The sequence below is a fragment of the Aeromonas sp. ASNIH5 genome (genome assembly GCF_002902865.1).
GTDB lineage: Bacteria > Pseudomonadota > Gammaproteobacteria > Enterobacterales > Aeromonadaceae > Aeromonas > Aeromonas caviae.
Map to the genome: position 1 here is coordinate 197,864 of NZ_CP026122.1, position 26,323 is coordinate 224,186.

At 62.3% G+C, this 26,323-nt stretch carries 21 protein-coding genes and 1 pseudogene; 10 read left to right on the top strand and 12 right to left on the bottom strand.

Going from position 1 to position 26,323, the window contains the following annotated elements:
- Positions 1–54: 54 nt before the first annotated feature.
- Entirely contained in the window at positions 55–954 is a 900-nt protein-coding gene (gene prpB, locus C2U30_RS00845; RefSeq protein ID WP_043155116.1) for a methylisocitrate lyase, read from the bottom strand.
- A gap of 382 nt (positions 955–1,336) precedes the next feature.
- On the opposite strand from prpB, the gene C2U30_RS00850 reads away from it, so the two are divergent.
- Positions 1,337–2,890, top strand: coding sequence for a methyl-accepting chemotaxis protein (locus tag C2U30_RS00850; protein WP_103242961.1), 1,554 nt, complete (start codon positions 1,337–1,339; stop codon positions 2,888–2,890).
- Positions 2,891–2,993: 103 nt separating this feature from the next.
- Here the strand turns inward: C2U30_RS00850 and C2U30_RS00855 are convergent, their stop codons facing one another.
- Positions 2,994–4,586 (bottom strand): GGDEF domain-containing protein, encoded by a 1,593-nt coding sequence (locus tag C2U30_RS00855; RefSeq protein WP_039038778.1) that lies wholly within the window; start codon positions 4,584–4,586, stop codon positions 2,994–2,996.
- A gap of 88 nt (positions 4,587–4,674) precedes the next feature.
- Between C2U30_RS00855 and C2U30_RS00860 the strand changes: the two genes are divergently transcribed.
- From C2U30_RS00860 to maiA, 6 genes and pseudogenes are all read left to right on the top strand, one after another.
- Entirely contained in the window at positions 4,675–5,319 is a 645-nt protein-coding gene (locus C2U30_RS00860) for a TIGR01621 family pseudouridine synthase (protein ID WP_103242962.1), read from the top strand.
- Positions 5,316–5,979, top strand: a pseudogene (locus tag C2U30_RS00865) (HAD family hydrolase). Before C2U30_RS00860 ends, C2U30_RS00865 begins: the two are co-directional and overlap by 4 nt.
- Positions 5,980–6,218: 239 nt before the next feature.
- Positions 6,219–7,373 carry a 4-hydroxyphenylpyruvate dioxygenase gene (hppD, locus tag C2U30_RS00870; RefSeq protein ID WP_010675123.1) on the top strand — a complete coding sequence of 385 codons (1,155 nt, stop codon included), beginning with the start codon at positions 6,219–6,221 and terminating at the stop codon, positions 7,371–7,373.
- Complete coding sequence (locus C2U30_RS00875; RefSeq protein ID WP_103242963.1) at positions 7,366–8,514, top strand: homogentisate 1,2-dioxygenase; 1,149 nt, start codon at positions 7,366–7,368, stop codon at positions 8,512–8,514. The genes hppD and C2U30_RS00875 overlap by 8 nt, the downstream gene beginning before the upstream one ends.
- A 10-nt stretch (positions 8,515–8,524) precedes the next feature.
- Entirely contained in the window at positions 8,525–9,523 is a 999-nt protein-coding gene (locus tag C2U30_RS00880) for a fumarylacetoacetate hydrolase family protein (protein WP_103242964.1), read from the top strand.
- A 69-nt stretch (positions 9,524–9,592) separates the two neighbouring features.
- Entirely contained in the window at positions 9,593–10,231 is a 639-nt protein-coding gene (gene maiA, locus C2U30_RS00885; protein ID WP_199767321.1) for a maleylacetoacetate isomerase, read from the top strand.
- Between the two features lie 71 nt (positions 10,232–10,302).
- Here maiA and C2U30_RS00890 read toward each other — a convergent pair whose 3' ends face one another.
- The 5 genes from C2U30_RS00890 to C2U30_RS00910 form a co-directional block, all read right to left on the bottom strand.
- Positions 10,303–10,926: a glutathione S-transferase family protein gene (locus C2U30_RS00890; RefSeq protein WP_039038772.1), complete on the bottom strand. Its 624-nt coding sequence runs from the start codon at positions 10,924–10,926 to the stop codon at positions 10,303–10,305.
- Positions 10,927–11,054: 128 nt separating this feature from the next.
- Positions 11,055–11,555 carry a thioredoxin family protein gene (locus C2U30_RS00895; protein ID WP_103242966.1) on the bottom strand — a complete coding sequence of 167 codons (501 nt, stop codon included), beginning with the start codon at positions 11,553–11,555 and terminating at the stop codon, positions 11,055–11,057.
- 168 nt (positions 11,556–11,723) lie between these two features.
- A complete protein-coding gene (gene asnB / locus C2U30_RS00900; protein WP_041213050.1) occupies positions 11,724–13,388 on the bottom strand; it encodes an asparagine synthase B in 1,665 nt (554 codons plus the stop codon).
- 205 nt (positions 13,389–13,593) lie between these two features.
- Positions 13,594–13,962 (bottom strand): cupin domain-containing protein, encoded by a 369-nt coding sequence (locus C2U30_RS00905; protein ID WP_043155137.1) that lies wholly within the window; start codon positions 13,960–13,962, stop codon positions 13,594–13,596.
- Positions 13,963–14,103: 141 nt separating this feature from the next.
- Positions 14,104–14,853, bottom strand: a complete 750-nt coding sequence (locus C2U30_RS00910; protein ID WP_005337281.1) for an HAD-IIA family hydrolase — start codon at positions 14,851–14,853, stop codon at positions 14,104–14,106.
- 201 nt (positions 14,854–15,054) lie between these two features.
- On the opposite strand from C2U30_RS00910, the gene C2U30_RS00915 reads away from it, so the two are divergent.
- Positions 15,055–16,074 (top strand): adenosine deaminase, encoded by a 1,020-nt coding sequence (locus tag C2U30_RS00915; protein ID WP_103242967.1) that lies wholly within the window; start codon positions 15,055–15,057, stop codon positions 16,072–16,074.
- A gap of 74 nt (positions 16,075–16,148) precedes the next feature.
- Here C2U30_RS00915 and C2U30_RS00920 read toward each other — a convergent pair whose 3' ends face one another.
- From C2U30_RS00920 to C2U30_RS00940, 5 genes are all read right to left on the bottom strand, one after another.
- Positions 16,149–17,135 carry a zinc-binding dehydrogenase gene (locus C2U30_RS00920; RefSeq protein WP_103242968.1) on the bottom strand — a complete coding sequence of 329 codons (987 nt, stop codon included), beginning with the start codon at positions 17,133–17,135 and terminating at the stop codon, positions 16,149–16,151.
- Between the two features lie 140 nt (positions 17,136–17,275).
- The gene (locus C2U30_RS00925) at positions 17,276–18,385 is read right to left on the bottom strand and encodes an alkene reductase (protein WP_103242969.1); all 1,110 of its coding nucleotides are present in this window, start codon (positions 18,383–18,385) and stop codon (positions 17,276–17,278) included.
- Positions 18,386–18,560: 175 nt separating this feature from the next.
- Positions 18,561–20,102, bottom strand: coding sequence for a TerC family protein (locus tag C2U30_RS00930; RefSeq protein WP_039038766.1), 1,542 nt, complete (start codon positions 20,100–20,102; stop codon positions 18,561–18,563).
- A 637-nt stretch (positions 20,103–20,739) separates the two neighbouring features.
- A complete protein-coding gene (locus tag C2U30_RS00935; RefSeq protein ID WP_103242970.1) occupies positions 20,740–21,255 on the bottom strand; it encodes a hypothetical protein in 516 nt (171 codons plus the stop codon).
- Between the two features lie 357 nt (positions 21,256–21,612).
- Entirely contained in the window at positions 21,613–22,539 is a 927-nt protein-coding gene (locus C2U30_RS00940; protein WP_010675108.1) for a cation diffusion facilitator family transporter, read from the bottom strand.
- A gap of 169 nt (positions 22,540–22,708) precedes the next feature.
- Here C2U30_RS00940 and ydiJ point away from each other — a divergent pair, with 169 nt between their 5' ends.
- Both ydiJ and C2U30_RS00950 read left to right on the top strand, forming a co-directional pair.
- Positions 22,709–25,765 carry a D-2-hydroxyglutarate dehydrogenase YdiJ gene (gene ydiJ, locus C2U30_RS00945; protein ID WP_199767323.1) on the top strand — a complete coding sequence of 1,019 codons (3,057 nt, stop codon included), beginning with the start codon at positions 22,709–22,711 and terminating at the stop codon, positions 25,763–25,765.
- Complete coding sequence (locus C2U30_RS00950) at positions 25,765–26,253, top strand: hypothetical protein (RefSeq protein WP_103242972.1); 489 nt, start codon at positions 25,765–25,767, stop codon at positions 26,251–26,253. The genes ydiJ and C2U30_RS00950 overlap by 1 nt, the downstream gene beginning before the upstream one ends.
- Positions 26,254–26,323: the final 70 nt, after the last annotated feature.

Genomic DNA, 26,323 nt, shown 5'->3' on the forward strand with positions numbered 1-26,323 from the left:
CTCATTCAGTCCGTTGATGCGCCAGCCGCCAGCATAAGGCGGCCGGTCGCCGTCTTATTCCTTGGTCGAAAGATCCTGGGTGAACAGCCTGTCCAGGGTCTGCTCGTAGTGGTGGTAACCGAGAAAATCGTAGAGGGACTCCCGGGTCTGCATGGTGTCGACCACGGCGCGCTGGTGGCCGTCGCGGCGAAGCGTCTGATAGACGTTGAGGGCGGCCTGGTTGGCGGCGCGGGCGGCGCTCAGGGGGTAGAGCACCATGTCCACGCCGTGGGCGGCGAGCGCCTCCTTGTCAAACAGCTCGGTCTTGCCGAACTCGGTCATGTTGGCGAGGATCGGCACCCCGGCCGCCTGCCTGAAGCGATCGTACTGATCCAGCTCGGTGACCGCTTCGGCGAAGATCATGTCGGCGCCCGCCTCCACATAGGCGGCGGCGCGCTCCAGGGCCGAGCCCAGCCCTTCCACCGCCAGGGCGTCGGTGCGGGCCATGATGACGAAACTCTCGTCCTGGCGGGCATCCACCGCCGCCTTGATCCTGTCCACCATCTCGGTGACGCTGACCACGGCCTTGTTGGGCCTGTGGCCGCAACGCTTCTGGGCCACCTGATCTTCCATGTGGACGGCGGCCACACCGCCGCGCTCGAAGGCGCGGATAGTGCGGGCGATGTTGAAGGCGCCCCCCCAGCCGGTGTCGATGTCCACCAAGAGTGGCACCTGGGTGGCAGCCGTGATGCGTTCGGCATCGATGAGCACGTCATTCATGGAAGTCATGCCGAGGTCCGGCAGGCCATAGGAGGCGTTCGCTACCCCGGCGCCGGAGAGATAGAGGGCCTGGAAGCCGCTGCGCTCTGCCATCAGCGCCATGTAGGCATTGATGGTGCCGACAATCTGAAGGGGCTTTTCGTTGGCCAGGGCCGTGCGAAAACGCTTGCCGGCCGAGGGGGAGAGGTTGGACATGGTGACTCCTTTCATGGGGTGCGTGTCTGCTGGATGTGTAGGGTGAACGGTATCATCTCACACTACGTTTACGTTAACGTCAATTATGCTTAGGTCCAAGGTCGTATCAAGTGTGCTCTCCCCTGACGGCCTCCTGGCAACGCCAGTACCACAGACTCGTTGGAACCATTTTTTGGTGTGATGCATCGTGTGGGAGAGAGGTGAACCTGGGAAAATGCCGAGTGTTTTTTGGCCAAACCTGGGCTTTTGGGGTCAAAATCTTGTGCGGCGTCAAACAGGATGCAAATTGTGTCTCAGCCATCCTCCCCGACTGGGTCTCTGCGTTGCTTGCCCGTAGGCGTTTGGCTACGCTCAGTGGGTGATCAAACAAGGAGTGTGCGCCATGAAGAAAACCCAGGTTCATCTCATCGACGAAGAGGTGGATTTTCCTGCCAATGAACAGCTGGTCTCCACTACGGACCTGCAGGGTGTGATCACCTACGCCAATGATCACTTCTGCCGGGTAGCGGGGTACAGCTGGGCTGAGCTCATCGGCCAGCACCACAACATGGTTCGCCACCCGGACATGCCCAAGGCTGCCTTTGCTGACCTCTGGGGCAAGCTCAAGCAGGGCAAACCCTGGCGCGGCATGGTGAAAAACCGCTGCAAGGATGGGCGTTACTATTGGGTGGATGCCTATGTCACCCCTATCTTCGAGCAGGGGCGGATCAATGGCTACCAGTCGGTCCGCAGTCGCGCCGCGCCGGAGATGAAAGCCGTGGCCGGGCGCACCTATGCCAGATTGAAGAGCGTGGAGCGGGGGGAGCGAAAGGGCGGATTGAGCCTGCGCCCGATGCGCCACGGGCTGGCCATCGTCGGTCTCTTGCTGATGCTGGCGGGGGGAGCCTATCTGATGGGGCCCTGGGGGCCGCTGTTCACCCTGTTGCCCCTCTTGTGGCTGGCCCTGATCTATCGTGACACCCTCATCACTACCCCCCGTTATCTGCGACAGCTCGCGGACGAATATGACAGCCTGACCCGGCTCATCTATTCGGGGGAGGATGCCAGTGCCATTGCAGACTTCCACATCAAGCTGTTGCAGGCCAGGATCCGCACCGTCCTTGGACGAGTGGACGATGCGACCCTCTCCCTGCAGGATCTCGCGGTGCATCTGAAAACAGCCTCCAGCGAGGCAAGCGCCGACATCGCCGAACAGGATGTCCAGACCCAGCAGGTGGCGACGGCCATCACCGAGATGGCGGCGACAGCCCACGAGATTGCCCGCAATATCCTAGAGACGGACAACCAGATAGCCCAGGCCAAGGCGCACTGTCAACACACCGATCAGCAGCTGGAAGATACCCAGCACAGGGTGACGGAGCTGGCCACCCAGGCAGAGCATGCCTTCACGGCCGCCGTGGCACTGGCGGAGGAGTCGGACCGCATCGGTGTGCTGATGAGCGAGATCCAGGGCATTGCGGATCAGACCAATCTGCTGGCGCTCAACGCCGCCATCGAGGCGGCGCGGGCAGGGGAGCAGGGGCGAGGCTTTGCGGTGGTGGCGGACGAGGTGCGAACCCTCTCCACGCGCACCCACAAGGCGACCGAGCAGATCCAGAGCAGCATAGGCCAGATCCAGCGTACCCTGAACGGCTGGAAGGGAATGATGCAGCAGAACCTGCAACAGACCCAATCCTGCGTGACCCTGACTCGCCAGGGATCAGAGAGCCTGCATCAGGTGCTGGCGGAAATAGAACGGGTGGTGGACCTCTCGGCCCAGATCTCGACGGCGGCAGAGGAGCAGCAGGCGGTGGTGGAGGACATCAGCCGCAACGTCAACGCCATCTCCCAGCACTCCCACACCAACAGCAACAAGATGCAGGACATGGACGCCTCGAGCGACATCCTGCTCACCAAGGCTCGCCAGCTCAAATCACTGGGGCAGACCTTCGGGTAAGAGCGGTCAGACTCATGCAATGCAGGAAGGCCACCCCTGGGGTGGCCTTCCTGTTTATCGGTTTCATGGGGGTATCGGCTCTGTGTGCCGGGAGATGAACCAGTCAGCCGGACTGCTCCGCCAGCGTGATGACGCGGCCACCCTTGTCACAATACATGGCCCTGTCGGCCTGGATGAGCCACTGCTCCGGGCTCCAGTCATGCTGGTAGTGGCTGACGCCGATGCTGATGCCCACCTGCATCGGCTGGTCATTGACCACGAAGGGGGCCTGCATGGCCTGGCGGATCACGGCGGTGACCTCCTCTGCCTGACGGATATCGTAGCCCGGCAGCAGCAGGATGAACTCGTCCCCCGCCAAGCGGGCAAAATAGCACTGGTGGCCGATGGCGTCGTGGATCCGTCTGGCCAGCTGGCAGAGGATGGCATCCCCCTGGCTGTGGCCGAAGTTGTCGTTGATGCGCTTGAAGTCATTGAGATCGCAAAACAGCAGGCAGCCCGGATTGTCGCTTTGTACCTGGTGTTTCAACTGCTCCATCAGGCTCAGGCGATTGGGCAGCCCGGTAAGGGGATCGAGGCGGGCCAGTTGCAGTATCTCCTGCTCTCGCTGCTTGCGCAGGGCCACTTCCTGGTTGAGCCGCTTGTTGCTCATCAGAAGATAGAGGGAGAGCAGCAGGATGAGACCACCAACACCCAGGCTCAGCAGGAACCAGGGACGCCAGAAGATCCACTGTTCTGAGGGAACCTGATAGAGAAAACGGGTCAGGGAGACCGGTTTGGCAAGGAGGCCTATCTCCACCAGCTGCTGCATGATGTGAGCGAAGCGATCCGGATTCATATACCCGATCTCCACATAGAGCGGCTGGATCATCTCCTTGCTCATCTGCAACTCGTATTCCATGTGGGCCTGGCTGCGGTTGACGCCATACTCCGTGCGCAGCAGGGCGATGGCTTCCTCGGGGTGGGTGAGGGCATAGCGCCATCCCTTGAGGCTGGCTGCACGAAAACGTGCCACCCGCTCCGGATTGAGCCGCTCCTGTGCCTGGGTGGTGAAGAGAATGTCGCTGTAGAAATCGATGCCGTAGTTGCGAGGGTTGATGACGGACACCGAGATGCCGCGCTCTTCCAGATAGAAGGGCTCATTGCTCAGATAGGCGTTGAAGATGTCTATCCGGCCAGCGATCAGATCGTCGATGTTGACCGAGGTGGGTACCGGGATGAGCTGGCGCTCGTGAAGCCCCTGATAGTAGAGGGTGGCCAGCAGTTCGGCATCCTGATGACCCGGAAACATCATGATCCGTTTGCCACGCATGTCCGCAACGGTGAGAATGCCGCTGTCGCGGCGTGCCAGGAAGATGGAGGGAGAGTGCTGGTAGACGCTGGCCAGCGCCAGCAGCGGCTTGCCCTGGGCGTAGTGGGTCAGCACCTCGGTGTTGCCGACGCCAAAGTCGGCGCGTCCGGCCAGCACCTCCTGAACCGGACTTATTCCCTTGCCACCTGGCCTTATCTCGACATCCAGACCAGCGTCGGCGTAATACCCCTTGGCCTTGGCCATGTGATAGCCCACAAACTGGGGCTGATGCAGCCAGCGCAACTGCAATACCACCTTCTCCGGCAGATCACGTGTCCGTTCACTGGCCTGGAGGGGCGAGAAGCAAGTGATGCCAAGCAACAACAGCCAAAACAGGCATTTTTTCATTCGTGCGATTCTTGTGCTGAGGGTCCATGAAGATGGCCTGCAGGCCTGCATTCAAGTTGTTAACAAGTAACATTCTAAAGGGTTATACATGTACCGGATACTATTGCAGCACAAAGATTTCATGGTGATCAACAAGCGTCCGGGCATTGGCATGCACGATGATGCCGGCGAGCCGGGTCTCGTCAATCGGGTCAGAATGGATACCGGTCTTGACCTCTATCCGGTCCATCGACTGGACAAGATGACCTCTGGGCTGGTGCTGCTGGCCCGCACCGCCGAAGCGAATCGCGCCCTCAGCATGGCTTTCGCGGCGCGGGAAGTGAGCAAGCAGTATCTGGCACTCTCCGATCGCAAGCCGAAGAAGAAGCAGGGCTGGGTGAAGGGTGACATGGAGAAAGGGCGAGGCGGCAGCTGGATGCTGAGCCGCACCCAGGATAACCCGGCCATCAGCTGGTTCGACTCCGTTTCGGTGCGCGAGGGGCTGCGCCTTTATCGCATCAAGCCCCGGACCGGCAAGACCCACCAGATCCGGGTGGCCTTGAAGAGCGTGGGAGCCCCCATCCTCGGAGATGAGCGTTACGGCGGCACGGCGGCGGATCGCGGTTATCTGCACGCCTGGCGCCTCGCCTTCACCCTGGCAGGTGAGAGCTTCGATCTCGTTTGTCCGCCCGATGAGGGGGCGCTGTTCCTCCTGCCCGAGTTGCATGCCGCCATCGCAGAGATCACCGAATGAGCGCTGCAACCGCGAGAGTCCCAGCCCGTGGCTGGATCCTGGCCGACTTCGATGACACCCTGGCGCCGGATGACAGCCATGCGGGGTTGCTGCGTTTCATCTTGCGCCGCCGTATCTGGCCGCTGCTGCTGTGGCCACTGATGGCGTTCGGTGCCGTTCGGTGCCGTGATCTATCTGCTGCCAGGTCAGCGCAGTCGCGGCATTGCACTCATCTGGTGGGCCATCACCCTCGGGCTATCCCCCCTGGCCTGGCGCGCCCTGGTACGGCAGTACAGCCTGACCCGGCCCGGTCTGTATCGGGAGGCGCGAGCCCTCCTGACGGGGGAGGGGCACCGCTGCTGGGTCATCTCCGCCAGTCCCCGCGCCCTGGTCCGTGCCCAGCTCCATCGTCAACTGCCAAGGCTCCCTCACCGCATCATCGGCTCGCGGATGGGTTACCGTTTCGGCGGCCTGGTGCCGCGCTTCTATTGCCATGGCAGGCACAAGCTGCTGCCCGAGCTCCTGACCCTGGAGGCCGCACTCACCCTGAGTGACAGCCTGCACGATCTGCCCCTGCTGGCGTTGGGGGAGCAGGCCTGGCTCATCAACCCGCAAAGGACTCGATTGCTAAAGGCGAGGGCGGTGCTGCCCCATATCGAACCCCGTTATTGGTCGCTGTAAGGCAAAGCTGACGTCCTTGCGGGACGCTAACGAGCGCAGTGCAAGGTTGAGGCTGTGATGTCACATTTCATTTACATTTTTTGGCGCGGATCCCCGCCAAACTATCTGAACGCCGCCCCTTCTCATTCCCTGCGCTCGCCACTCTAATGAAACAAGTTGTTAACAATGCCGTGCGGGCTGCCTGTCGAGCCCTTGCGGCGTGAACCGTTTCGTTATCAGTTCATCGCAAGGAGCGCATCATGACCACCCCTTCTTCCCGTACTCACACCATCAACCCCCTTGGCACCGACGGGTTTGAGTTCGTCGAGTACACGGCGCCGGATCTCAAGGGCATTGCGGCTCTCAAGGCGCTGTTCGTCTCACTGGGCTTTGCCGAAGTGGCCAAGCACAGGCACAAGCAGTGCTGGCTCTATCGCCAGGGGGACATCAACTTCGTGGTCAATGCCGAGCCCCACTCCCAGGCGGAGGAGTTTGCCCGGGCCCATGGTCCGAGCGTGTGCGGCATGGCGTTTCGGGTGAGCGATGCCGGCCGCGCCCAGCAGTACGCCATCGGCCAGGGGGCCAAGCCGTTTGTGGGCAAAATCGGCCCCATGGAGCTCAACATCCCCGCCATCTACGGCATCGGCGAGAGTACCCTCTCCTTTGTCGATCGCTATGGTGAGCGGGGCTCCATCTATGACGTGGACTTTATCTTCTACCCCGACTGGCAGGCCCGCATGGCCGAGGTGGACGCGGGGCTCTATGAGATCGACCACCTGACCCACAACGTCCATCGCGGCAACATGAACCTCTGGTCGAATTTCTACGAGCGGATCGGCAACTTCCGGGAAATCCGCTACTTCGACATCGAGGGCAAGCTAACCGGATTGCACTCGCGCGCCATGACGGCCCCCTGCGGTAAAATTCGCATTCCCATCAACGAGTCGGCGGACGACAAGTCCCAGATAGAGGAGTACCTGCGCCAGTACAAGGGGGAGGGGATCCAGCACATCGCGCTCGCCTCTGCCGACATCTATCACACCATCCGCACGCTCAGAGGGCGGGGAACCGGCTTCATGCCGACGCCGGACACCTACTACGAGAAGGTGGACAGCCGGGTCGCGGGTCATCAGGAGGATCTGGCGGCGCTGAAGGCGCTGCGCATCCTCATCGACGGCTCGCCGACGAAGGACGGCATCCTGCTGCAGATCTTCACCGATACCGTGATCGGGCCTGTGTTCTTCGAGATCATCCAGCGCAAGGGCAACGAGGGCTTTGGTGAGGGCAACTTCCAGGCACTGTTCGAATCCATCGAACTGGATCAGATCCGCCGTGGCGTGCTGGACGGATCCACGCAAGGGGAGGTGAACAGTGCCGCGCAGGGCCAGAAAAACGGAGAACCGAGCGATGCGTAACTGGATAAGCTTCCCCCATCGGGAGGGAACCCACTCCCGCCAGGCCCATGCCGATCTGCCGGAGCAGGCCATCTATGAGCGCGAGCTGGGGCGCTCGGGCTTCTTCGGTCCGGCCACCCACATGCACCACAAGCATGCTCCCACCGACTGGGTCAACTGGGAGGGGCCGCTTCGGCCACGGGCGTTTGATCTGAACGATCTGCAGGAGGAGGTGAGCTCCCTCTCCCCCTGGGTGATGCCGGATCTGCTCAGCAACCCCCACTGCCGCTACCGCATCTGGCGCCTGCATGAGCCCATGCCGTTTCTGGTGCGAAACGCCGATGGCGACGAGCTCCTGTTCATTCACGAGGGGAGCGGAGAGTTCTACTGCGACTACGGACACCTCATCTTGAGAGATGGCGACTATGTGGTGATCCCCCGTGGCACCATGTGGCGCATCGAGCCCACCGCGCCCCTCTTCATCCTGATGATAGAGGCGACGGAAGACAGTTATCAGCTGCCGGACAAGGGACTGGTGGGCAATCACGCCATCTTCGATCCGGCGGCCCTGGACGTGCCCGCCATCAACGAGCGCTTCCTGGCCCAGCAGGATGAAAACCCCTGGTCGCTGCAGATCAAGCGCCACGATCAGGTCTCGGTCGTCACCTGGCCGTTCAACCCGCTGGATGCACAAGGGTGGCACGGGGACTTGTGCGTGGTGCGCCTCAACTGGCGGGATATCCGCCCGCTGATGAGCCACCGCTACCACCTGCCTCCCTCGGCTCACTCCACCTTCGTGGCGAGCCGGTTCGTGGTCTGCACCTTCGTGCCGCGTCCCATCGAGAGTGACCCAGGCGCCCTGCGGGTGCCCTTCTACCACAGCAACGACGACTTCGACGAAGTGCTCTTCTACCACGCCGGGGACTTCTTCAGCCGGGACAACATCAAGCGGGGCATGGTCACCTTCCACCCTGCCGGCTTCACCCATGGTCCCCATCCCAAGGCCTTTGCGGCGGGACTGGCTCATGCCAAGACCTTCACCGACGAGGTGGCGGTGATGCTCGACACCCGGGATGCCCTGGCCGTCGGCCCGATCTGCGAAGGGGTCGAACACCCCGGTTATGTCACCAGCTGGCAGCGTCCAGAGACGCTCGGCAAATAAGGAATTCGATATGAAACTGGCAACCCTGAACAATGGCAAGCGCGACGGCGCCCTGGTGGTGGTGAGCCGCGATCTGGCGCGCGCCGTCCACGTGACGACCATTGCTCCGACCCTGCAGTCGGCCCTCGATCAGTGGGACGAAGTGGCGCCGCAATTGGCGAACGTCTATCAGCGACTCAACGAGGGCGCCTGCCCCGACGCCTTCCCCTTCGATGAGGAGGCGTGCCTCTCCCCGCTGCCCCGCGCCTACCAGTGGATTGACGGCAGTGCCTACGTCAATCACGTGGAGCTGGTGCGCAAGGCCCGCGGCGCCGACATGCCAGAAAGCTTCTGGCACGATCCCCTGATGTATCAGGGAGGCTCTGACAGCTTCCTGCCGCCCCGTGGCCCCATCGTGATGGGCTCCGAGGAGTGGGGCATCGACTTTGAGTCGGAAATTGCCGTCATCACCGACGACGTGCCCATGGGCACCCGTTCGCAGAGGGCGGCGAGCCACATCAAGCTCTTGATGCTGGTCAACGACGTGAGCCTGCGCAACCTCATTCCCGGGGAGCTTGCCAAGGGCTTCGGCTTCTTCCAGTCCAAGCCCTCCAGCAGCTTCTCGCCGGTGGCCATCACCCCGGACGAGCTGGGGGATGACTGGCGCGATGGCAAGGTCCACCTGCCCCTGGTGACCCACCTCAACGGCGCCCTGTTCGGGCAGCCCGACGCCGGGGTGGACATGACCTTCAACTTTGATGAGCTGATTGCCCATGCCGCCAAGACAAGGCCGCTCGGGGCGGGCTGCATCATCGGCTCGGGCACCGTCTCCAACTACGACAGAAGCCGGGGATCCTCCTGCCTTGCCGAGCGGCGGATGCTGGAAATTATCGAGTCAGGTCAAGCCACTACACCCTTTCTGCGCTTTGGTGATACAGTGTCCATCGCGATGCAGGATCGCAACGGGATGAGTCTGTTTGGCACCATTTTGCAGCGGGTCACGCAAGCAACGGCCGAGCGGACGAGCTAGGAGAGCCCGACCCCGGGAGGGGCGGGCGACACGGCAGGTGGCAGACACCTGCCACCACAGGGACACACTATGCTGCAGTTGTTTGGATATTGGCGCTCATCGGCCAGCTTTCGCGTGCGTTTGGTACTGCAACTCAAGGGGCTCGATTATGAGCAGCACCCGGTCAACTTGCGGCAGGGTGAGCAGAAGGAGAAGGCCTACCGCCGGGTCAATCCACAGGGACTGGTGCCGTTTCTCGTGGACGATGACGTGCATCTGGGTCAGTCGGTGGCCATCATGGAGTACCTCGACGAGACCTATCCCGCCTACCCCCTGATGCCCTCCGCCCCCATCGAACGTGCCCGGGTGCGCCAGATCGTCAACATGATCGCCTGTGACACCCACCCCCTCAACAACCTGCGCGTGCTGCACTACCTGGAGCAGGAGTTGGGGCAGAGCAAGATGGCGCGGGATGCCTGGTATCGCCACTGGATAGACGAGACCTTCACCGCGCTGGAGCAGCTTCTCATGACCACCGCCGGCATCTATTGCGTGGGCAATGAGGTTACCCTGGCGGACTGCATGCTGGTACCCCAGGTCTACAACGCCCTCCGCTTCGACATGACCCTGGATGACTACCCCACCATTGCGCGCATCGTCGCCAACTGCGAGCAGTTGCAGGCCTTTATCAAGGCCGCCCCCGCCAATCAGCCGGATGCCCAGCCCTGAAGCTGTGCAGACCGGGCCAGCGCGTTGGCCCGGTCTGCCGTCTCTTTCTTGCCCGGGTTATCTTGCTCGCCTCAGGGCGTGCCATTGGCCCCATAGCGTCGAAACCCCGGCCGCTCTTTCAGTCGCTGGTAGTAGTCGTCCACGGCGGGTAGCGACGGGCGATCATAGGGCGTCTCCAGCCAGCGGTTGACTGACAGCCCGATGGGAATGTCTGCCAGCGAGAAGTGCGGACCGGCCACATATCCTCCGGTTGTTTGAAGCTGTCTCTCCAGGATCTCCATGCAGTGAGACCACTGCAGGCAAGCTGCGTGAAGGGCCTGATGGTCTTGATGCTGGGGGGAGCGCCTCACCAGCGACAGGAAGGCGTAGCGCCAGGCGGTGTTCAAGTCCGATGCCTGCCAGTCAATCCATTGATCGACCCGAGCCCTGGCTCTCGCCTCGGCGGGATAGAGTGCATTGGCACCATGGCGCGTCGCCAGATAGCGGATGATGGTGTTCGACTCCCACAGCGTAAAATCCTCATCCTGAATGACGGGCACCATGGCATTGGGGTTGAGCGCCAGAAACGCCGGGGTATCCGTGGGTTTGAAGCCGGATCCCCACTCCTCCAGTTCGAACGGGAGGGTGAGCTCGGCACAGGTCCACAGTACCTTGCGCACATTGATTGACGACGCCTTGCCCAGTATTCGCAACATCTTTTTCGTCCTTGTCCGGGGTGATGGATGGTCGGTGTGTCGCAGACATGCCACTTCCCTGTTTGCGTAGCCATCAAGGCCCTGCACTGTCACTGACCGTGCGGGGCCCTGTTTTATTGACTGGCGAGTCAGCCGTGGGTGGTCCTGGGCTGGAAATAGGCGATAAATTTGCCGAGTTTCTCCCCGTCGTAACTCTTCCCCTTCTCCAGCAGCCCGGTGTTGAAGGACTCGAGCAGCTTGCCCTTGGCATCCAGCACGTAGAAGTGGGGGACCCCCAGATACTCGGGATAGGCTTTCAGGAAGGATTCATTCTTGTTCTGCTCGCTGACGTTCACCTTGACCACCACGAAGGTGCGGTTGAGCTGGCCGGCGAGATCGGGTTCACTGTCCAGAAAGCGGTTCATCTCCTGGCACCAGCTGCACCATTCGCCCCCCACCAGCAGCAGGACTTTCTTGCCCTCGGCACTGGCCTTGGCGGTAGCGGCGGCGAGATCGCGGGCCGGATCCCGCGTCTCGTCATAACCCTGGCTGTAAGCGGGCAGGCTCTGACTCCAGAGGTGGTCGCCCGCGCAGGCGGCGCCATTGAACAGCAGGGAGCCCAGCATCAGGGGCAGTAACAGTCGTTTCATGGGTCTCTTCCTTGTGTCGTTATCTTTGCTTCCAGGCGCAGACAATGTGACACGAGGCGTTTCCTGCGCCAAGCCGCAAACAGGGAAGGGGAAGGCAAAAAGCGGCAATGGAATGGCAGAAAACAACAAAGCCCCTCGAGAGGGGCTTTGTATTCAGGTCAGGGGCGATCAGTAACCCTGCTGGTGGACGTCCATCACGGCGCGACCGGAGGGGTCGGCCATCTCCTTGAACTTGGCATCCCATTCGAGCGCGGTCGGGGTGGAGCAGGCGACCGACTTGCCGTAGGGCACGGTGCGGGCGGCGGACTCCAGCGGGAAGTGCTCGTCGAAGATGGCGCGGTAGTAGTACGCCTCCTTGGTGAGCGGGGTGTTGACGGGGAAGCGGAAGGCCGCAGCCTCGAACATCTGATCCGTCACCTCTTCCTCGACCATGGCTTTCAGGCTGTCAATCCAGGAGTAGCCTACGCCGTCGGAGAACTGCTCCTTCTGGCGCCACGCCACTTCGTGGGGCAGCAGATCCTCGAAGGCTTCCCGCAGGATGTGTTTCTCGATCTTGCCCTTGCCGCACATCTTGTCGGCGGGATTGAGGCGCATCGCCACGTCCATGAACTCCTTGTCGAGGAAGGGCACGCGGCCTTCCACGCCCCAGGCGGCCATGGACTTGTTGGCCCGCAGGCAGTCATAGAGGTGCAGGGAAGCGAGCTTGCGCACGTTCTCCTCATGGAACTCACGGGCGTTGGGTGCCTTGTGGAAGTAGAGGTAGCCGCCGAACAGCTCGTCGGAGCCTTCGCCAGAGAGCACCATCTTGATCCCCATCGCCTTGATGTAGCGGGCCATCAGATACATGGGCGTGGAGGCGCGGATGGTGGTGACGTCATAGGTCTCGAGGTGATAGATGACGTCCCGCAGGGCATCCAGCCCTTCCTGCACGGTGAAGTGGATCTGGTGGTGGATGGTGCCCAGGTGATCGGCCACCTTGCGGGCGGCGGCGAGATCCGGCGACCCTTCCAGGCCGACGGCGAAGGAGTGCAGCTGCGGCCACCAGGCTTCGCTCTTGCCATCGTCTTCCACCCGGCGGGCGGCATAGAGCTTGGTGATGGCGGAGATGACGGACGAATCCAGACCACCGGAGAGCAGCACGCCATAGGGCACGTCGCACATCAGCTGGCGCTTGACCGCCGCTTCCAGGGCCGCTTTGAGCTCGGCCTTGTCGCTGACGTTGTGCTCGACCGGCGCGTATTCCATCCAGTCCCGTTTGTACCAAGTTTTAAGCTCGCCATCCTTGCTCCACAGGTAGTGTCCCGGCGGGAAGGTCTCGACGCTCTTGCACACGGGCACCAGCGCCTTCATCTCGGAGGCGACATAGAAGTTGCCGTGCTCGTCGCGGCCGGTATAGAGGGGGATGATCCCCATGTGGTCGCGACCAATCAGGTAGGCATCCTGCTCGGCGTCATAGAGGATGAAGGCGAAGATGCCGTTCAGATCGTCCAAAAACGCCGGGCCCTTCTCCTTGTAGAGGGCCAGCAGCACTTCACAGTCGGAGTGGGTCTGGAACTGGAAGTCGACCTTGAGGTTCTTCTCCAGCTCCTTGTGGTTGTAGATCTCGCCGTTGACGGCCAATACGTGCGTGCGCTCGGGGTTGTAGAGAGGCTGTGCGCCGTTGCCCGGATCGACGATGGCCAGGCGCTCGTGCACCAGGATGGCCTTGTCGGAGCTGTAGACGCCGGACCAGTCAGGCCCGCGGTGACGCAGTCGCTTGGACATCTCCAGGGCCGATTTGCGCAGGGCAGTGGCGTCGGTCTTGATGTCCAGAATGCCGAAAATAGAACACATTGGCGGTAATCCTCTTGATTTTTATATGAGCCCCCCACGTTTGGGCTCGAAATTCCATTTACATTCCTCGCCAATCACAATGCCTAGCGGAAAACCCTTTTGCAAGCGGGAAAACCGCAGAAAATCATGCCGTAAGCGTCAAGTTGCGCAGGGGATGGCGGCCGTCCGGCCGCCTGAAGAGAGAGGGTCAGGGTTGACGTGCGCGTCAAGTCGCGGCGGGTTCGAAGATCACATAGAGCTTGCGACAAGGGGTGAGGGTCTCCCACTGCCCGACAAAACCGGCGGGAATGACGAACTGATCCCCCGGTTTGAGGTGCAGCCGGCCGCCCTGCTCGTCGTGGATCACCGCCTCCCCTTCCAGCATCTGGCAGTATTCGTGTTCGGTATAGTGAACGGCCCAGCAGCCCGGCTCGCAAGCCCAGAAGCCCACGTGAAACTGCTGGCTAGGGTCGGAGTAGTGGTTCCATGCCGTCTGGCTCGGCGTTCCAGTCCTGATGCGCTCGGGGGCTGGCATCATCGGGGTGGGGGAGACAGTGTGCTTGTCCAGCAGGATCCAGTCGTTCAGGCTCTTCATGGTGCGTCCTTGAGTGGCGAAGGAGCATCCTGCTCCCGTTTAGTTTGTTTAACGATGTTGCGCTTACGTTAGACGAAACGGGCCCCCTTTGCCAAGGGGGCCCGTGCAGGCTGAAGGCCACCGGAAGGGCGGCACCCGGGATCAGACGATGTCGATGTCCACCACGGAGTCAAAGATGTGGTTCGGTCGAAACGGCATGCGGTCGATGTCCGCCACCTTGCTCACCCCGGAGAGCACCAACACCGTCTCGAGACCGGCCTGGAAGCCCGCCAGGATGTCGGTGCGCAGGTTGTCGCCGATGATGATGGTGTCGTCGGAGTGGGCCTCCATCCGGTTGAGGGCCGCGCGAATGATCCAGGCGCTCGGCTTGCCGACATAGAAGGGCTTCTTGCCGGTCATCCGCTCGATGGGGGCACACAGGGCGCCGCAGGCCGGGTGCATCATGGGGCCGTGGGTATCCGGGTTGGTAGCGATGAAGCGGGCCCCCTGATCCACGAACTTGGCGCCCTGCTGCATCATGGTCCAGTTGTAGTTGCGGGTCTCCCCCACCACCACGAAGTCGGGGTCGATGTCGGTGATGGTGAAGCCGGCCTTGTAGAGCTCGTGGGTCAGGGCCCCTTCGCCAATCACATAGGCCTTCTTGCCATCCTGGCGCTTGAGAAAGTCGGCGGTGCCCATGGCGGAGGTGTAGAAGCACTCCTCGGGCACCTCTATTCCGGCGGATCGGAAGCGGTTTTGCAGATCTTTCTGGGTCTGGGCCGGGTAGTTGGTGAGGAACAGGAGCTTGCTGCCCTGCTCCAGCAGGCGGTGGACGAAGCGGTCGGCGCCGGGAATGAGATCGTTGTTGTGCAGGATGACGCCGTCAATGTCACAGATGACGTTTTTCTTCATGAATTCTCCTTGTAGGGCGCAAGAGCGGGGACAGGGCATCCCTCTGTTCGTCTCTTCAATCGGTTATGGTTTTTGTGCCGCCATTATAAGGCCCTTTGATGACAAGTCTCCTCCGGCGGGCCAGATGGGTGCACAATGAAGGCGAAGGGAGGGCGCCGCCCCGGTGGTGTCCGCACGGAGTCTGACGATGGAGCCGTCATCATGGAGCACTTTATTGCCGGCTTGCCCAAGCTGGAACTGCACCTGCATATCGAGGGGACCCTCGAACCCGAGCTGATGTTCGCCCTCGGTCAGCGCAATGGGGTGGCGCTGCCCTGGCCCGATGTTGGCAGCCTGCGCGCCGCCTATGAGTTCGACGGCCTGCAATCCTTCCTCGATCTCTACTACCTCGGTGCCAGCGTGCTCATCCACGAACAGGATTTCTTCGACCTCACCTGGGCCTATCTCGAGCGCTGCGTTGCCGATCACGTGGTGCACGTGGAGATCTTTTTCGACCCCCAGACCCACACCGCCCGCGGCGTGCCCTTTGCCACCGTGCTGGGGGGCATCGAGCGGGCGCTACAGGCTGGCGAAGCAGCCTTTGGCATCAGCTGGCGGCTCATCATGAGCTTCCTGCGCCACCTGAGTGAAGAGGCGGCATTCGCCACCCTGGCAGAGGCCACGCCGCACCTGGCGCGCCTGCACGGGGTCGGCCTCGATTCGGGGGAGCAGGGCAACCCGCCCAGCAAGTTCGCCCGGGTCTTCGCTCGCTGCCGCGAGCTGGGGCTGCCGGTGGTGGCCCACGCGGGGGAGGAGGGACCTGCGGACTACATCTGGCAGGCGATCCGGGAGCTCGGAGTGCAACGCATCGATCACGGGGTGCGCTGCGTCGAGGATCCCGCGCTGCTGAGCTATCTTGCCGACACCCGGCTGCCCCTCACCGTCTGCCCCCTCTCCAACGTGCGGCTAAGGGTGTTTGACCAGATGGCCCACCACAATGTGCTGAGGCTGCTGGAGCAGGGGCTCTGCGTCACCGTGAACTCCGACGATCCCGCCTATTTCGGGGGATACCTGGGGGCCAACTTCCAGGCCCTGGCCGACGGGCTTGGCGCCAGCCAGGAGCAGCTGTGCCGCCTCAGTCTCAATGCCGTGGAGGCGAGCTGGCTGAGCCTCGCGGACAAGGTGCGTCTGACCCGGGACATTCGCCTCCATGCCGCCCTGCACGGGGTGAGCCTGCACTGAGCAGGCCGCCTTGCACACCTTGAATGGAGGAGGCCCGCCATGGCGGGCCTCTTTGTACCATCGTTGGGCGGGTATCAACCCACCCTCACCAGATACTTTTCCCCTTGTCCCTCCTGCTTGACGTGGGTGAGCAGGGCGGGCAGGGCGTCGAAGTCGCCCACCACCAGCGGCGGCAGGGTCAGCTCGCCGCTCGCCATCTGCGCCATCATGGCGACACCGGCCGCCACCAGACGGCTCCACTGTTTATCCGAGCCAAAGGCGTGCTGGGCGCCGAGGGCAATCTCGTGCAACGAGTGGCAATGGCTAAAGGCGGGCAGCGGGTTGCGCGCGATGCGCCCGAGCACCGTCACCATGTGGCCGTAATAGCCAAGGGCAGGCAGCAAGGCTTCTGCCTGCTGGCTGGAGACCAGATCGATGATCCCCTCGAAGGGTTCACCGCCGTTGGCGGCCTGCAACTGGACCAGCCAGTCGGGATCCCGATAGTCCGCCACCCCCTGCACGCCTAGCTGTTTGAGCCACTGGTGGTGGCGCGGGCTGGCGCTGGCAAAGACGCGGGCACCCTTCTGGAGGGCAAGTTGCACCGCGAAGCGGCCGACACTGCTGCCAGCCCCCGAGATGAGCAGGGCCTCCCCGTGCAGGTGCGGCAGCTTGGCCAGCGCCTGCCAGGCGGTGAGGCCGGGGCAGGGGAGCGCGGCGGCCGCCTCGTCGCTCAGGGCATCGGGCACCGGCATCAGGGCGCGAGCCGGCACCAGGGTGTGGCGGGCAAAGCTGCCGCCGTGGCGCAAGTCGGTGTGATAGGCGACCCGGGTGCCGGGGCGCAGGTGGGTGACGTTGGCCCCCAGCGCCACCAGGGTGCCCATGCCATCGACGCCGGGCACATGGCCTGGCTGCCAGTGGGGATGACCCTGTTCGATGAGTTTCCAGTCCACCGGATTGAAGGCGATGATCCGGTTAGCGACGAGGACCTCGTCGGGCCCGGGGGTGGGGAGCGCTTGCCGGGTGAGAGTGAGCTGGTCCGGTTCGCTGGGGGCGTGCCAGCACCAGGCCTGGGTATGGTTCATGGTGACTCCTTGAAAGAGAGGGGGCGCAGATTGAGTCATATGGCGTAACAATGTCTTGAATTACTGTTGCACTGGCGAGACAACAAGGCGGACCCCACGCTGGTGGGGCCCGCCCGGTAAGGCGTTCGGCGCGAGCCGCCTTATGTCCGCTCTGCCCCATAGACGGGGTAGTCAGTCAGCCCTTTCTCGCCGCCGCCAAACAGGGTCGCGGGATCATGGGGGGCGAACGGATGGCCGTGGCGCAGGCGGTTCGGCAAGTCGGGGTTGGCCACGAAGGGGCGACCGAAGCCAATCATGTCGGCCCAGCCCGCCTCGATGGCGGCGCGGGCACGTTCCCCATCGTACTTGCCGGCGTAGATGAGGGTGTTGGGGAAGGCATCGCGCAGCCCCTGCTTGAAGCTCTCCGCCATCAGGGGGGCGTCGTCCCAGTCCGCTTCGGCGACGTGCAGATAGACCACGCCGAGCTGGCCCAGCAGGCGCGCGGCGGCCAGATAGGTCTCCTGGGGGTTGGCATCCACGGTGCCGTTGAGGGTGGTGAGTGGCGCAAGGCGTACCCCGACCCGGTCGGGACCGATCTCGTCACAGACCGCCTCGGTCACCTCTTTCAGAAAGCGCAGCCGGTTTTCGAGCGAACCGCCATAGCCGTCGGTGCGGGTATTGGACTCGGAGTCGAGGAACTGGTTGATGAGGTAGCCGTTGGCGGCGTGCAACTCGATGCCGTCAAAGCCCGCCTCCATGGCGTTGCGGGCGGCCCGGCGAAACTGCCCCACCACGGCGTCGATGTCGGCCTGGGTCATGGCGCGCGGGGTGACGGTCTCCACAAACCCCGGGGCATCGCTGCCGTTGTCGACGAACACCTTCACTCCCTTGGCCTGGATGGCGGAGGAGGAGAGGGGCTGGGCGCCGCCGATGTTGTCAGGATGGGTGACCCGGCCCACGTGCCAGAGCTGGGCGAACATGATGCCCCCCTCGGCGTGGACCGCGTCTGTTACCTGCTTCCAGCCTGCCACCTGCTCGGCGCTGTGGATGCCCGGCGTCCAGGCGTAGCCCTTGCCCAGGGGATCTATCTGGGTGCCTTCGCTGATGATGAGGCCGGCCCCGGCACGCTGGGCGTAGTAGGTCGCCATCATGGCGTTGGCCACGTCCCCGGGCTGGCTGGCGCGGGAGCGGGTCATGGGGGGCATGACGATGCGGTTGGCAAGGTGCAGCTGGCCGAGGCGAAGGGGGCAGAACAGGGGATCGTGGTGCATGATGGATTCCTCAATCTTTAGGAGTGAGGTGACTTTAGAGGGGATTGTTATTGTGAAAAAGAGGGGGTATTGCAGAAGAGAATTGCCGTTATCGCAGCAATGGCGCAGGAGGGGCCGGGCTCGCGCCAGAAAAAAGAGGGCCAAAGGCCCTCTTTTGCTGCATTGCCACCGATGATCAGGGGGAGAGTGGGGTGACCCGTACTCGCTCGATGCGCCGCTCGCTCACGGCCATGACCTCGAAGCAGAACTGGCCGAGGTGCAACTGCTGACCGACGTCGGGCAGGCTGCCGAAGTGGGAGAGCAGCATGCCCGCCAGGGTCACGTACTCGTCGCTCTCGCTCACCAGCCCGTCGCAGTTCAGTGCCTGCTCCACCTGATGGATGTTGGTGGTGCCGTGGATGAGCCAGTGCTCGCCCTCGCGCACCACATCGGGGGTCTCGTCCTCGTCCGGCAGTTCGCCGACGATGGCCTCCAGCAGATCGTGGTTGGTGACCAGCCCCTGGATGACGCCAAACTCGTCCGCCACCAGAATGAGGCTGCCCCTGGCCTGGCGCAGCTCCGCCAGCAGCCGGATCACGTTGATGGTCTGGGGCACGATGACGGGCTCGTTCTGTCTGGCTAGTGCTGCCAGGGATTGCCCCTCGTTGAGGGCAAACAGCAGATCCCGAGCCTTGACCACCCCGATGATCTCGTCCAGCTCCCCGTCACAGACCGGGAACAGGCTGTGGGGGGCCCGTTGCAGCAGGGCGCGGATCTCGTCCTCGCTGTCGCTCACGTCGATCCACTCCATCTCGGAGCGCGGGGTCATGATGGTGCGAATGGAACGCTCGGCCAGCGACAGCACGCCGCTCACCATGTAACGCTCCTCTTCACCGAAACCAGGGGGCAGGGGCTGAGCCTGCACCTCTTCTTCGTCCTCCTGCGGGTGGGCTGAGCGTTTGTTCCCCCCCATCAGCTTGAAGATGGCGGCGGTGGTGCGCTCGCGCAGGGGCTGGCGCGCCTCATGGCGCAGGGCACTGCGCTGGGCGAGCTGGTTGAAGAACTCGATGAGCACCGAGAAGCCGATGGCCGCGTAGAGGTAGCCCTTCGGAATGTGGAAGCCGAAGCCCTCCGCCACCAGGCTGAAGCCGATCATCAAGAGGAAGCTCAGGCAGAGCACCACCACAGTGGGGTGGGCGTTGACGAAGCGGGTCAGGGGCTTGGAGGCGAGCACCATCACTACCATGGCGATGGTCACGGCCGCCATCATGACGCCGAGGTGATCCACCATGCCGACGGCGGTGATGATGGAGTCCAGGGAGAAGACCGCATCCAGCACCAGGATCTGGGCGATCACCACCCCGAACCCGGCATAGACGCCGGTGCCGCCTTGCTCCTCGGGCTTGGCCTCGAGTCGCTCATGCAGCTCGGAGGTGGCCTTGAACAGCAGGAAGAGTCCGCCTCCCATCAGGATGAGATCCCGACCGGAGAAGGGGTGATCCCAGATGTGCAGCAGAGGAGCCGTGAGGGTGACCAGCCATGACATGATGGTGAGCAGTCCCAGGCGCATCAGCAGGGCCAGGGAGAGACCGATGATGCGCGCCTTGTCCCGCTGGGCGGGGGGCAGTTTTTTCACCAGGATGGCGATGAAGACCAGGTTGTCTATCCCGAGAACGATTTCCAGGATGATCAGGGTAAGCAGACCGACCCAGATTGACGGGTCCAGCAAGAATTCCATGTGATTGACCTCAATGAAGACAGATGCAGTGAATCGTGGTCACGGCGTGGCCGTGGTGACGGAGACGATCGCTTCAGAGGCGTTGGTTGAGCAGGTACAGATAGGCTTTGATGGGAAAAGACGAAGGGCTACTTCGGGGATTGTCCATGATGGGCAATAAAACCTCGGGTCAAAAGTGAGCCCTGATGATAACGACTCGCCGCCATTTGGCAAGGGGGCTGTCAGGGGGACGCGACGAGGGGATTGCCGACGGGGGAGGCAAGGGAAAGGGGCATTGATGCGCAGCCAAGTTTGACTGGAGATAAAAGAGCGACACATTGACACGATCACAAATATAGGTGCTGAACAAGGAAAATAAACGATCTGATACCAACAACCGGATTCATCAGGCTCATATATATCCATTATTTTTGTAATAATTTGTTTCAGGGGGAAATATTGCGGCTGTGTCATGGGAGAAAGAAGGAATAGAGGGGGTTATGGTGTTTGATATGGAGTTATTATTCTAAATTTAACTTGTTCGCCACCAACTAATTCACATTAATCATATATTCAGCGTATAAAAGCAAGGAGGCCCAGGCCTCCTCGTTTGCGCTCACACGGGTTGTTTCAGGGGACGTTAACCCTGGTCGTCAGGTCAATTGCCGGTATAGGCCGCGCCCTGAACATGCCCTTTCTTGTCGCTCAGGCATGACCAGGGAGCCTCTGCGCCCGGCACCTTGATGGTGACGCCTACCCCGGCTTCCGAGTCCATCACATCGATCACCTGGAGCTGCTGTTGTGCCACGTCTGTCTTGTCGGAGACCGCCTTGAGACAGGCTTTCTCTGCGGGACTGGCCTTGTGGGCAGTGGTTGCAGCAGGGGCCGCAGAGGAGCCTGGCTGGCAGGTACCCGAGCCTTTCTTGCTGGTGTAGGAGACATCGTACTGGCCCCCGGTGTTGCTGATGGAGAGGGTGACGCCGGCGCCCTTGGCCTCGTAGAACTCCTCGCTGTACTTCTTGAGTTTGGCCTCCTTGCCATTGATATAGACGGGGCCACCTTCATCGCTGTGCATCTGGATTTGACCCGGGCACTGATAATTCAACTGTGGAATGGCGGCGCTCGCCGCACCCGCCATGGCCAGGGTTATGGCAGCGATCAGTACTTTCTTCATGGACATTACCTCAACTGTTTAATGATACGAGATTTATTATTTTATTTTTCCGGTTAACAACAATTCCATTGCCAGGCAGGAAATAGCCTTCATCCCTGATCGGAATAAATAGCGGCGGTACTTTATTTTAGCAACGAATTTTTATTATTTTTCCCTGGGATGAAAGTGAATATTGATCCGGAAGGGGTGGCAAACGTTTTCTCCTGGCGGGTTGAACGGGACAGGGGGAAGGCGCGAGGAGTGAGGGGGTAAGCAGGATGGGGCCTCGACAGAGGAGGGAACTTGGCGGCGGTTGCGCCGGGAGTCATGACGCGGGGCGACTGGGCCCCGCGTTGCAGCGCAATGACGAGCGCCGGATCAGAGCCAGCGTTTCTCGCGGGTGAAGCAGACCGACAGCCAGGCGTCTCCCAGGGTGTCGCCGAGGCGGGACCAGAGCTCCTGGCGCAGGGCATCCTGGCGCTCGACGGGCCACTCCTGGCCGGGGGCCACCAGGATGTTGAGCTCGAGATCGAAGCGGCGGCCGCTTTTCGCCAGGTGGCTGTAGCATTCGATGCCATGGCGCTGGCGCAGGGCCTCGATCTCGTGTTCGACTCGCTGCTTGACCTCTCCCTTGGGGGCGATCTTCAGCACCTCCCGCAGGTTGCGACCGAGCACCTTGATGGGAATGAGGGTGGCGCACAGGGCCAGCAGGGAGACCAGCATGGGGTCTATGTAGCGGTTGTAGTGGCCGTAACCCAGGGTATCGAGCCCGATGGCGACCAGAAAGCCGATGAGCAGGGTGGCGCTGAGCAGGGTATCCACCAGCCACTCCTTGGAGTCCACCCGCACCAGCTCGGAGTTGACCCGCTCGGCCACGTCGGCCTCGATGAGATAGAGGATGCTGCAGAAGAAGGTGGAGACGACGGCATAGATGAGGGCGTGGCCGAGATCGATCTCCCGTCCGCCCGCCAGCAGGGAGGTGATGCCGCCATAGAGGGCACCGAGGCAGAGCAGCAGAATGATGGCGCCGTTGATGACGTTGGCGATGGGTTCGAAATGGGCGTAGCCGTATTGGAAACGGGCGTCGGAGGGGCGGGTAACCAGGTAGGCGGTGATGAGCCCAAGGCCCGTCATGCCCATGCTGAACAGGGTGAAGATGCCGTCCAGCATGATGGCGTTGGAACCGACGAACAGACCATAGCCGATCCCGAAAATGGCAAAGGTGATGCAACCAAACAGCGACAGGGTCAGCGCCTGTTTTTCGGTGCGAATAAGCGTACTGATAACATGGCTGTAGTGAGCCATAAAAGTCCTCCTTTCAAATGGTGAAGATTGCGCGCGCAAGCGGTTTTCTAGCTGATATACTGCCCGCTCACATGTGAGCGGACTGGTTCGGACACCCGCAAAGAGGCAGGTCCGAACGGTCGTTGTCGCCGGAATGCCGGCATCAAGCAAAGGATGGGAACAAGGATTCATGATCCCGAGACTCGATTACCAGGACAGTTTGTCACCTACAACCCTGCAGTTTCTTGAGTTGCTGGCGCGATCAGCATTTCGTGGTGATATCGAAAAGTCTTATGCAAGCCGGTTGGCGATGGCGACGGACAACAGCGTCTATCAGGTCGTACCCCAGGCGGTTCTCTATCCGCGCAGCGCGGATGACATAGCGGTGATGCTCAAGCTGGCCCAGGGGCCCGAGTACGCAACCTTGAGTTTCTTCCCTCGCGGCGGCGGTACCGGCACCAATGGCCAATCCTTGGGCGGCGGCATTATCGTCGATCTCTCGCGCCATATGAACCAGATCATGGAAATTAATCTGGAAGAGGGCTGGGTGCGGGCCCAGGCCGGGGTGGTCAAAGACCAGCTCAACGCCTATTTGAAGCCCCACGGCTACTTCTTCTCGCCGGATCTCTCCACCTCCAACCGGGCCACTTTGGGGGGCATGGTCAACACCGATGCCTCGGGGCAGGGGTCGCTGGTGTACGGCAAGACCTCGGATCATGTGCTTGGCCTCAAGGCCGTGCTGGAAAACGGCGATCTCATGGCGACCGAGCCGGTGACCGGCCAGCGTCTGGCGGACAAGCTGGCCCTCGAGACCCGTGAAGGGGAGATCTATCGCACCCTCTATCGCATTGGCCGCGAGCGGCGCGCCGACATCGAAGCCACCTTCCCCAAGCTCAACCGCTTTCTGACCGGTTACGATCTCAAGCACCTCTATCAGCCCGATACCGACACTCTGGATGTGAGCCGGGTGCTGTGCGGCTCGGAAGGCTCTTTGGGCTTCATCACCGAAGCCCGCCTCAACATCACCCCCATCCCGCGCTACCGCACCTTGGTCAACGTCAAGTACGACAGCTTCCCCTCCGCGCTCAGAAATGCCCCCTTTATGGTACAGGCCCACGCCCTGTCGGTGGAGACGGTGGACTCCCGGGTGCTGGGACTGGCCCGCGCCGACATCATCTGGCACTCGGTAAAGGATCTCATCCAGGATGTGCCGGGCAAGGATCTGCAGGGGCTCAACATCGTCGAGTTTGCCGACACCGACGAGGATGCGCACAAGGCCAAGGTGGCGGAGCTGTGCCGGCGCATCGACGCCCTGCTGGCCAGGGGGGAGGCGGGGATCATTGGCTATCAGGTGTGCGACCACCTGCCGAGCATCGAGACCATCTATGGCATGCGCAAGAAGTCGGTGGGGCTGCTCGGCAACGCCGAGGGGCGCAAGAAGCCGGTGGCCTTTACCGAAGACACCGCCGTGCCGCCGGAATCCCTGGCGGACTTCATCATGGAGTTTCGCGCCCTGCTGGACGCTCACGGCCTTGACTACGGTATGTTCGGCCATGTCGATGCCGGGGTGCTGCACGTGCGCCCGGCGCTGGACTTGTGCGATCCGGAGCAGGAGGTGCTGCTGCGGCGCATCTCGGATCAGGTGGTGGCGCTCACCGCCAAATACGGCGGCCTGATGTGGGGGGAGCACGGCAAGGGTTTTCGCTCCGAATACAGCCCCGCCTTCTTCGGCGAGCTGTGGGAAGAGCTGCAACGGGTCAAGGGGGCATTTGACCCGGCCAACCGCATCAACCCGGGCAAGATCTGCATGCCTTATGGCAGCGGCGCTTCGCTTGTCTCGGTGGACGGGCCCAAGCGCGGCAAGTTCGACCGCCAGATCCCGATTGCCGTGCGCGAGAGCTATACCCGGGCCCTCGATTGCAACGGCAATGGTCTCTGCTTCACCTTCGAGACCGACTCCCCCATGTGCCCCTCGGTCAAGATCAGCCGCGACCGCCGTCACTCCCCCAAGGGGCGGGCTGGCCTGATGCGTGAATGGCTGCGCCAGTTGTCGGAGCAGGGCTTCGATCCCCTTGCCGAAGAGGTGGCGCTGCAAAGCGGGGGACTACGCTTCAAGCAGATCGTCGACAAGTTCCGCAATACGGTGGCCCGCGCCCGGGGCGAGTATGACTTCTCCCACGAGGTGATGGAGGCGATGGAGGGGTGCCTTGCGTGCAAGGCATGCACCAGCCAGTGCCCCATCAAGGTGGATGTACCCACCTTCCGCGCCCGCTTCATGCAGCTCTATCACAGCCGATATCTGCGCGGCCCCAAGGATTACTTCGTGGGCACGGTAGAAAGCTATGCGCCCCTGCTGGCCAAGGCCCCCAAGCTGGTCAACTTCTTCCTCGAAAAAGAGTGGGCCCAGAAGGCGACCGAGAAGAGCATCGGCATGGTGGATGTGCCGCTGCTCTCCGTGCCGACCCTGGCCGAGGAGCTGCGGGATCACCGCGCCCGCTATTTCGATCTGCCAGGCCTCGAGGCCATGAGCCCCGAGCAGCGCCAAAAAGTGGTGCTCATCGTGCAGGATCCCTTCACCAGCTACTACGACGCCCCCGTGGTGCGTGACCTGGTGAAGCTGGCCAGCAAGCTGGGTTATCAGCCCTACCTGCTGCCGTTCAAACCCAACGGCAAGCCTCAGCACGTGAAGGGATTCCTGCGCGCCTTCGCCCGCACTGCTGCCAGCAGCGCCCAGTTCCTCAACAAGGTGGCGGCTCTCGGCATCCCCATGGTGGGGGTCGACCCCTCTCTGGTGCTCTGCTACCGGGACGAGTACGTGAAGGCGCTCGGCCCCGCCCGCGGCGATTTCCAGGTGCTGCTGCCCCAGGAGTGGCTGCTCTCCCTGCCTGCCGAGGCGCTGCCGCTGCGAGAAGAGGCTGGCTCCGACCCCTGGTATCTGTTTGCCCACTGCACCGAGAAGACCGCCAAGCCCACCACCCACGGTGACTGGAGCACCCTGTTTGGCCGCTTCGGTGCCACGCTGCAGCCGGTCTCGGTGGGCTGCTGCGGCATGGCCGGTACCTATGGCCACGACGCCAAACAGGTGGAGAACTCCAAAGGCATCTATGGTCTGAGCTGGGCCGAGCCCCTCGCGCGCCTGCCCAAGGCTCGCTGCCTGGCCACCGGCTATTCGTGCCGCAGCCAGGTCAAGCGGATGGAGGGGGAGAAGCTCAAGCACCCGCTGCAGGCCCTGCTGGAACTGCTCTGATGCTCCACTTTCCCAAGGGGTTCCGGGTGCCAAAGGCCTATCGGCACCCGCATTTTCTGTTGCTCCCCACCACGCCGTCCCAGGCCGTGGTGGAGTTTGTCGCCATCCTGCGCGAGCGGGAGCAGCTCCATCAGCTGTTTCGCCCGGACGATGTGTGGCCCTCCGCCCATTTCAGCCTGAGTCAGCACGAGGCCGATTTGGAGTGGCAGCACTCCGAGTTTCTGGCCAAGCGCTCCTTTGCCTATGGCCTCTGGAGCCCGGACAGGGAGCCCCGCTTCTGGGGCGGGGTTTACCTCTATCCGTCGGTGCTGCCGGAGGTGCAGGTGGAGCTCTTCTTCTGGAAGGTGGCCGAGGCGCCGCTCACTGACAGCGAACTCGAAGCCGAACTGCGCGCCTGGCTCGGCAAGGTATGGCGCTGGTCCGAGCCGCGTCTGCCGGGGCGGGACGGCCCTTGGGCCGAGTGGCCAGGGGTGACCTATCCCTGGTGAGGGTCAATCTCGATGCAAGATGCCTCGGCGTGGGCATCTTTTTTTTTGCGCCTTTTTCGCCGACACTGCT

Bases quoted from the DNA above. Each gene is read 5' to 3' on its own strand.
- C2U30_RS00930 (WP_039038766.1), bottom strand. From the start codon at position 20,102: ATGGAATTCTTGCTGGACCCGTCAATCTGGGTCGGTCTGCTTACCCTG.
- asnB (WP_041213050.1), bottom strand. From the start codon at position 13,388: ATGTGTTCTATTTTCGGCATTCTGGACATCAAGACCGACGCCACTGCC.
- C2U30_RS00905 (WP_043155137.1), bottom strand. From the start codon at position 13,962: ATGAAGAGCCTGAACGACTGGATCCTGCTGGACAAGCACACTGTCTCC.
- C2U30_RS00915 (WP_103242967.1), top strand. From the start codon at position 15,055: ATGGAGCACTTTATTGCCGGCTTGCCCAAGCTGGAACTGCACCTGCAT.
- C2U30_RS00935 (WP_103242970.1), bottom strand. From the start codon at position 21,255: ATGAAGAAAGTACTGATCGCTGCCATAACCCTGGCCATGGCGGGTGCG.
- maiA (WP_199767321.1), top strand. From the start codon at position 9,593: ATGCTGCAGTTGTTTGGATATTGGCGCTCATCGGCCAGCTTTCGCGTG.
- C2U30_RS00895 (WP_103242966.1), bottom strand. From the start codon at position 11,555: ATGAAACGACTGTTACTGCCCCTGATGCTGGGCTCCCTGCTGTTCAAT.
- C2U30_RS00950 (WP_103242972.1), top strand. From the start codon at position 25,765: ATGCTCCACTTTCCCAAGGGGTTCCGGGTGCCAAAGGCCTATCGGCAC.
- hppD (WP_010675123.1), top strand. From the start codon at position 6,219: ATGACCACCCCTTCTTCCCGTACTCACACCATCAACCCCCTTGGCACC.
- C2U30_RS00910 (WP_005337281.1), bottom strand. From the start codon at position 14,853: ATGAAGAAAAACGTCATCTGTGACATTGACGGCGTCATCCTGCACAAC.
- C2U30_RS00855 (WP_039038778.1), bottom strand. From the start codon at position 4,586: ATGAAAAAATGCCTGTTTTGGCTGTTGTTGCTTGGCATCACTTGCTTC.
- prpB (WP_043155116.1), bottom strand. From the start codon at position 954: ATGTCCAACCTCTCCCCCTCGGCCGGCAAGCGTTTTCGCACGGCCCTG.
- C2U30_RS00890 (WP_039038772.1), bottom strand. From the start codon at position 10,926: ATGTTGCGAATACTGGGCAAGGCGTCGTCAATCAATGTGCGCAAGGTA.
- C2U30_RS00880 (WP_103242964.1), top strand. From the start codon at position 8,525: ATGAAACTGGCAACCCTGAACAATGGCAAGCGCGACGGCGCCCTGGTG.
- C2U30_RS00940 (WP_010675108.1), bottom strand. From the start codon at position 22,539: ATGGCTCACTACAGCCATGTTATCAGTACGCTTATTCGCACCGAAAAA.
- C2U30_RS00860 (WP_103242962.1), top strand. From the start codon at position 4,675: ATGTACCGGATACTATTGCAGCACAAAGATTTCATGGTGATCAACAAG.
- ydiJ (WP_199767323.1), top strand. From the start codon at position 22,709: ATGATCCCGAGACTCGATTACCAGGACAGTTTGTCACCTACAACCCTG.
- C2U30_RS00850 (WP_103242961.1), top strand. From the start codon at position 1,337: ATGAAGAAAACCCAGGTTCATCTCATCGACGAAGAGGTGGATTTTCCT.
- C2U30_RS00875 (WP_103242963.1), top strand. From the start codon at position 7,366: ATGCGTAACTGGATAAGCTTCCCCCATCGGGAGGGAACCCACTCCCGC.
- C2U30_RS00920 (WP_103242968.1), bottom strand. From the start codon at position 17,135: ATGAACCATACCCAGGCCTGGTGCTGGCACGCCCCCAGCGAACCGGAC.
- C2U30_RS00925 (WP_103242969.1), bottom strand. From the start codon at position 18,385: ATGCACCACGATCCCCTGTTCTGCCCCCTTCGCCTCGGCCAGCTGCAC.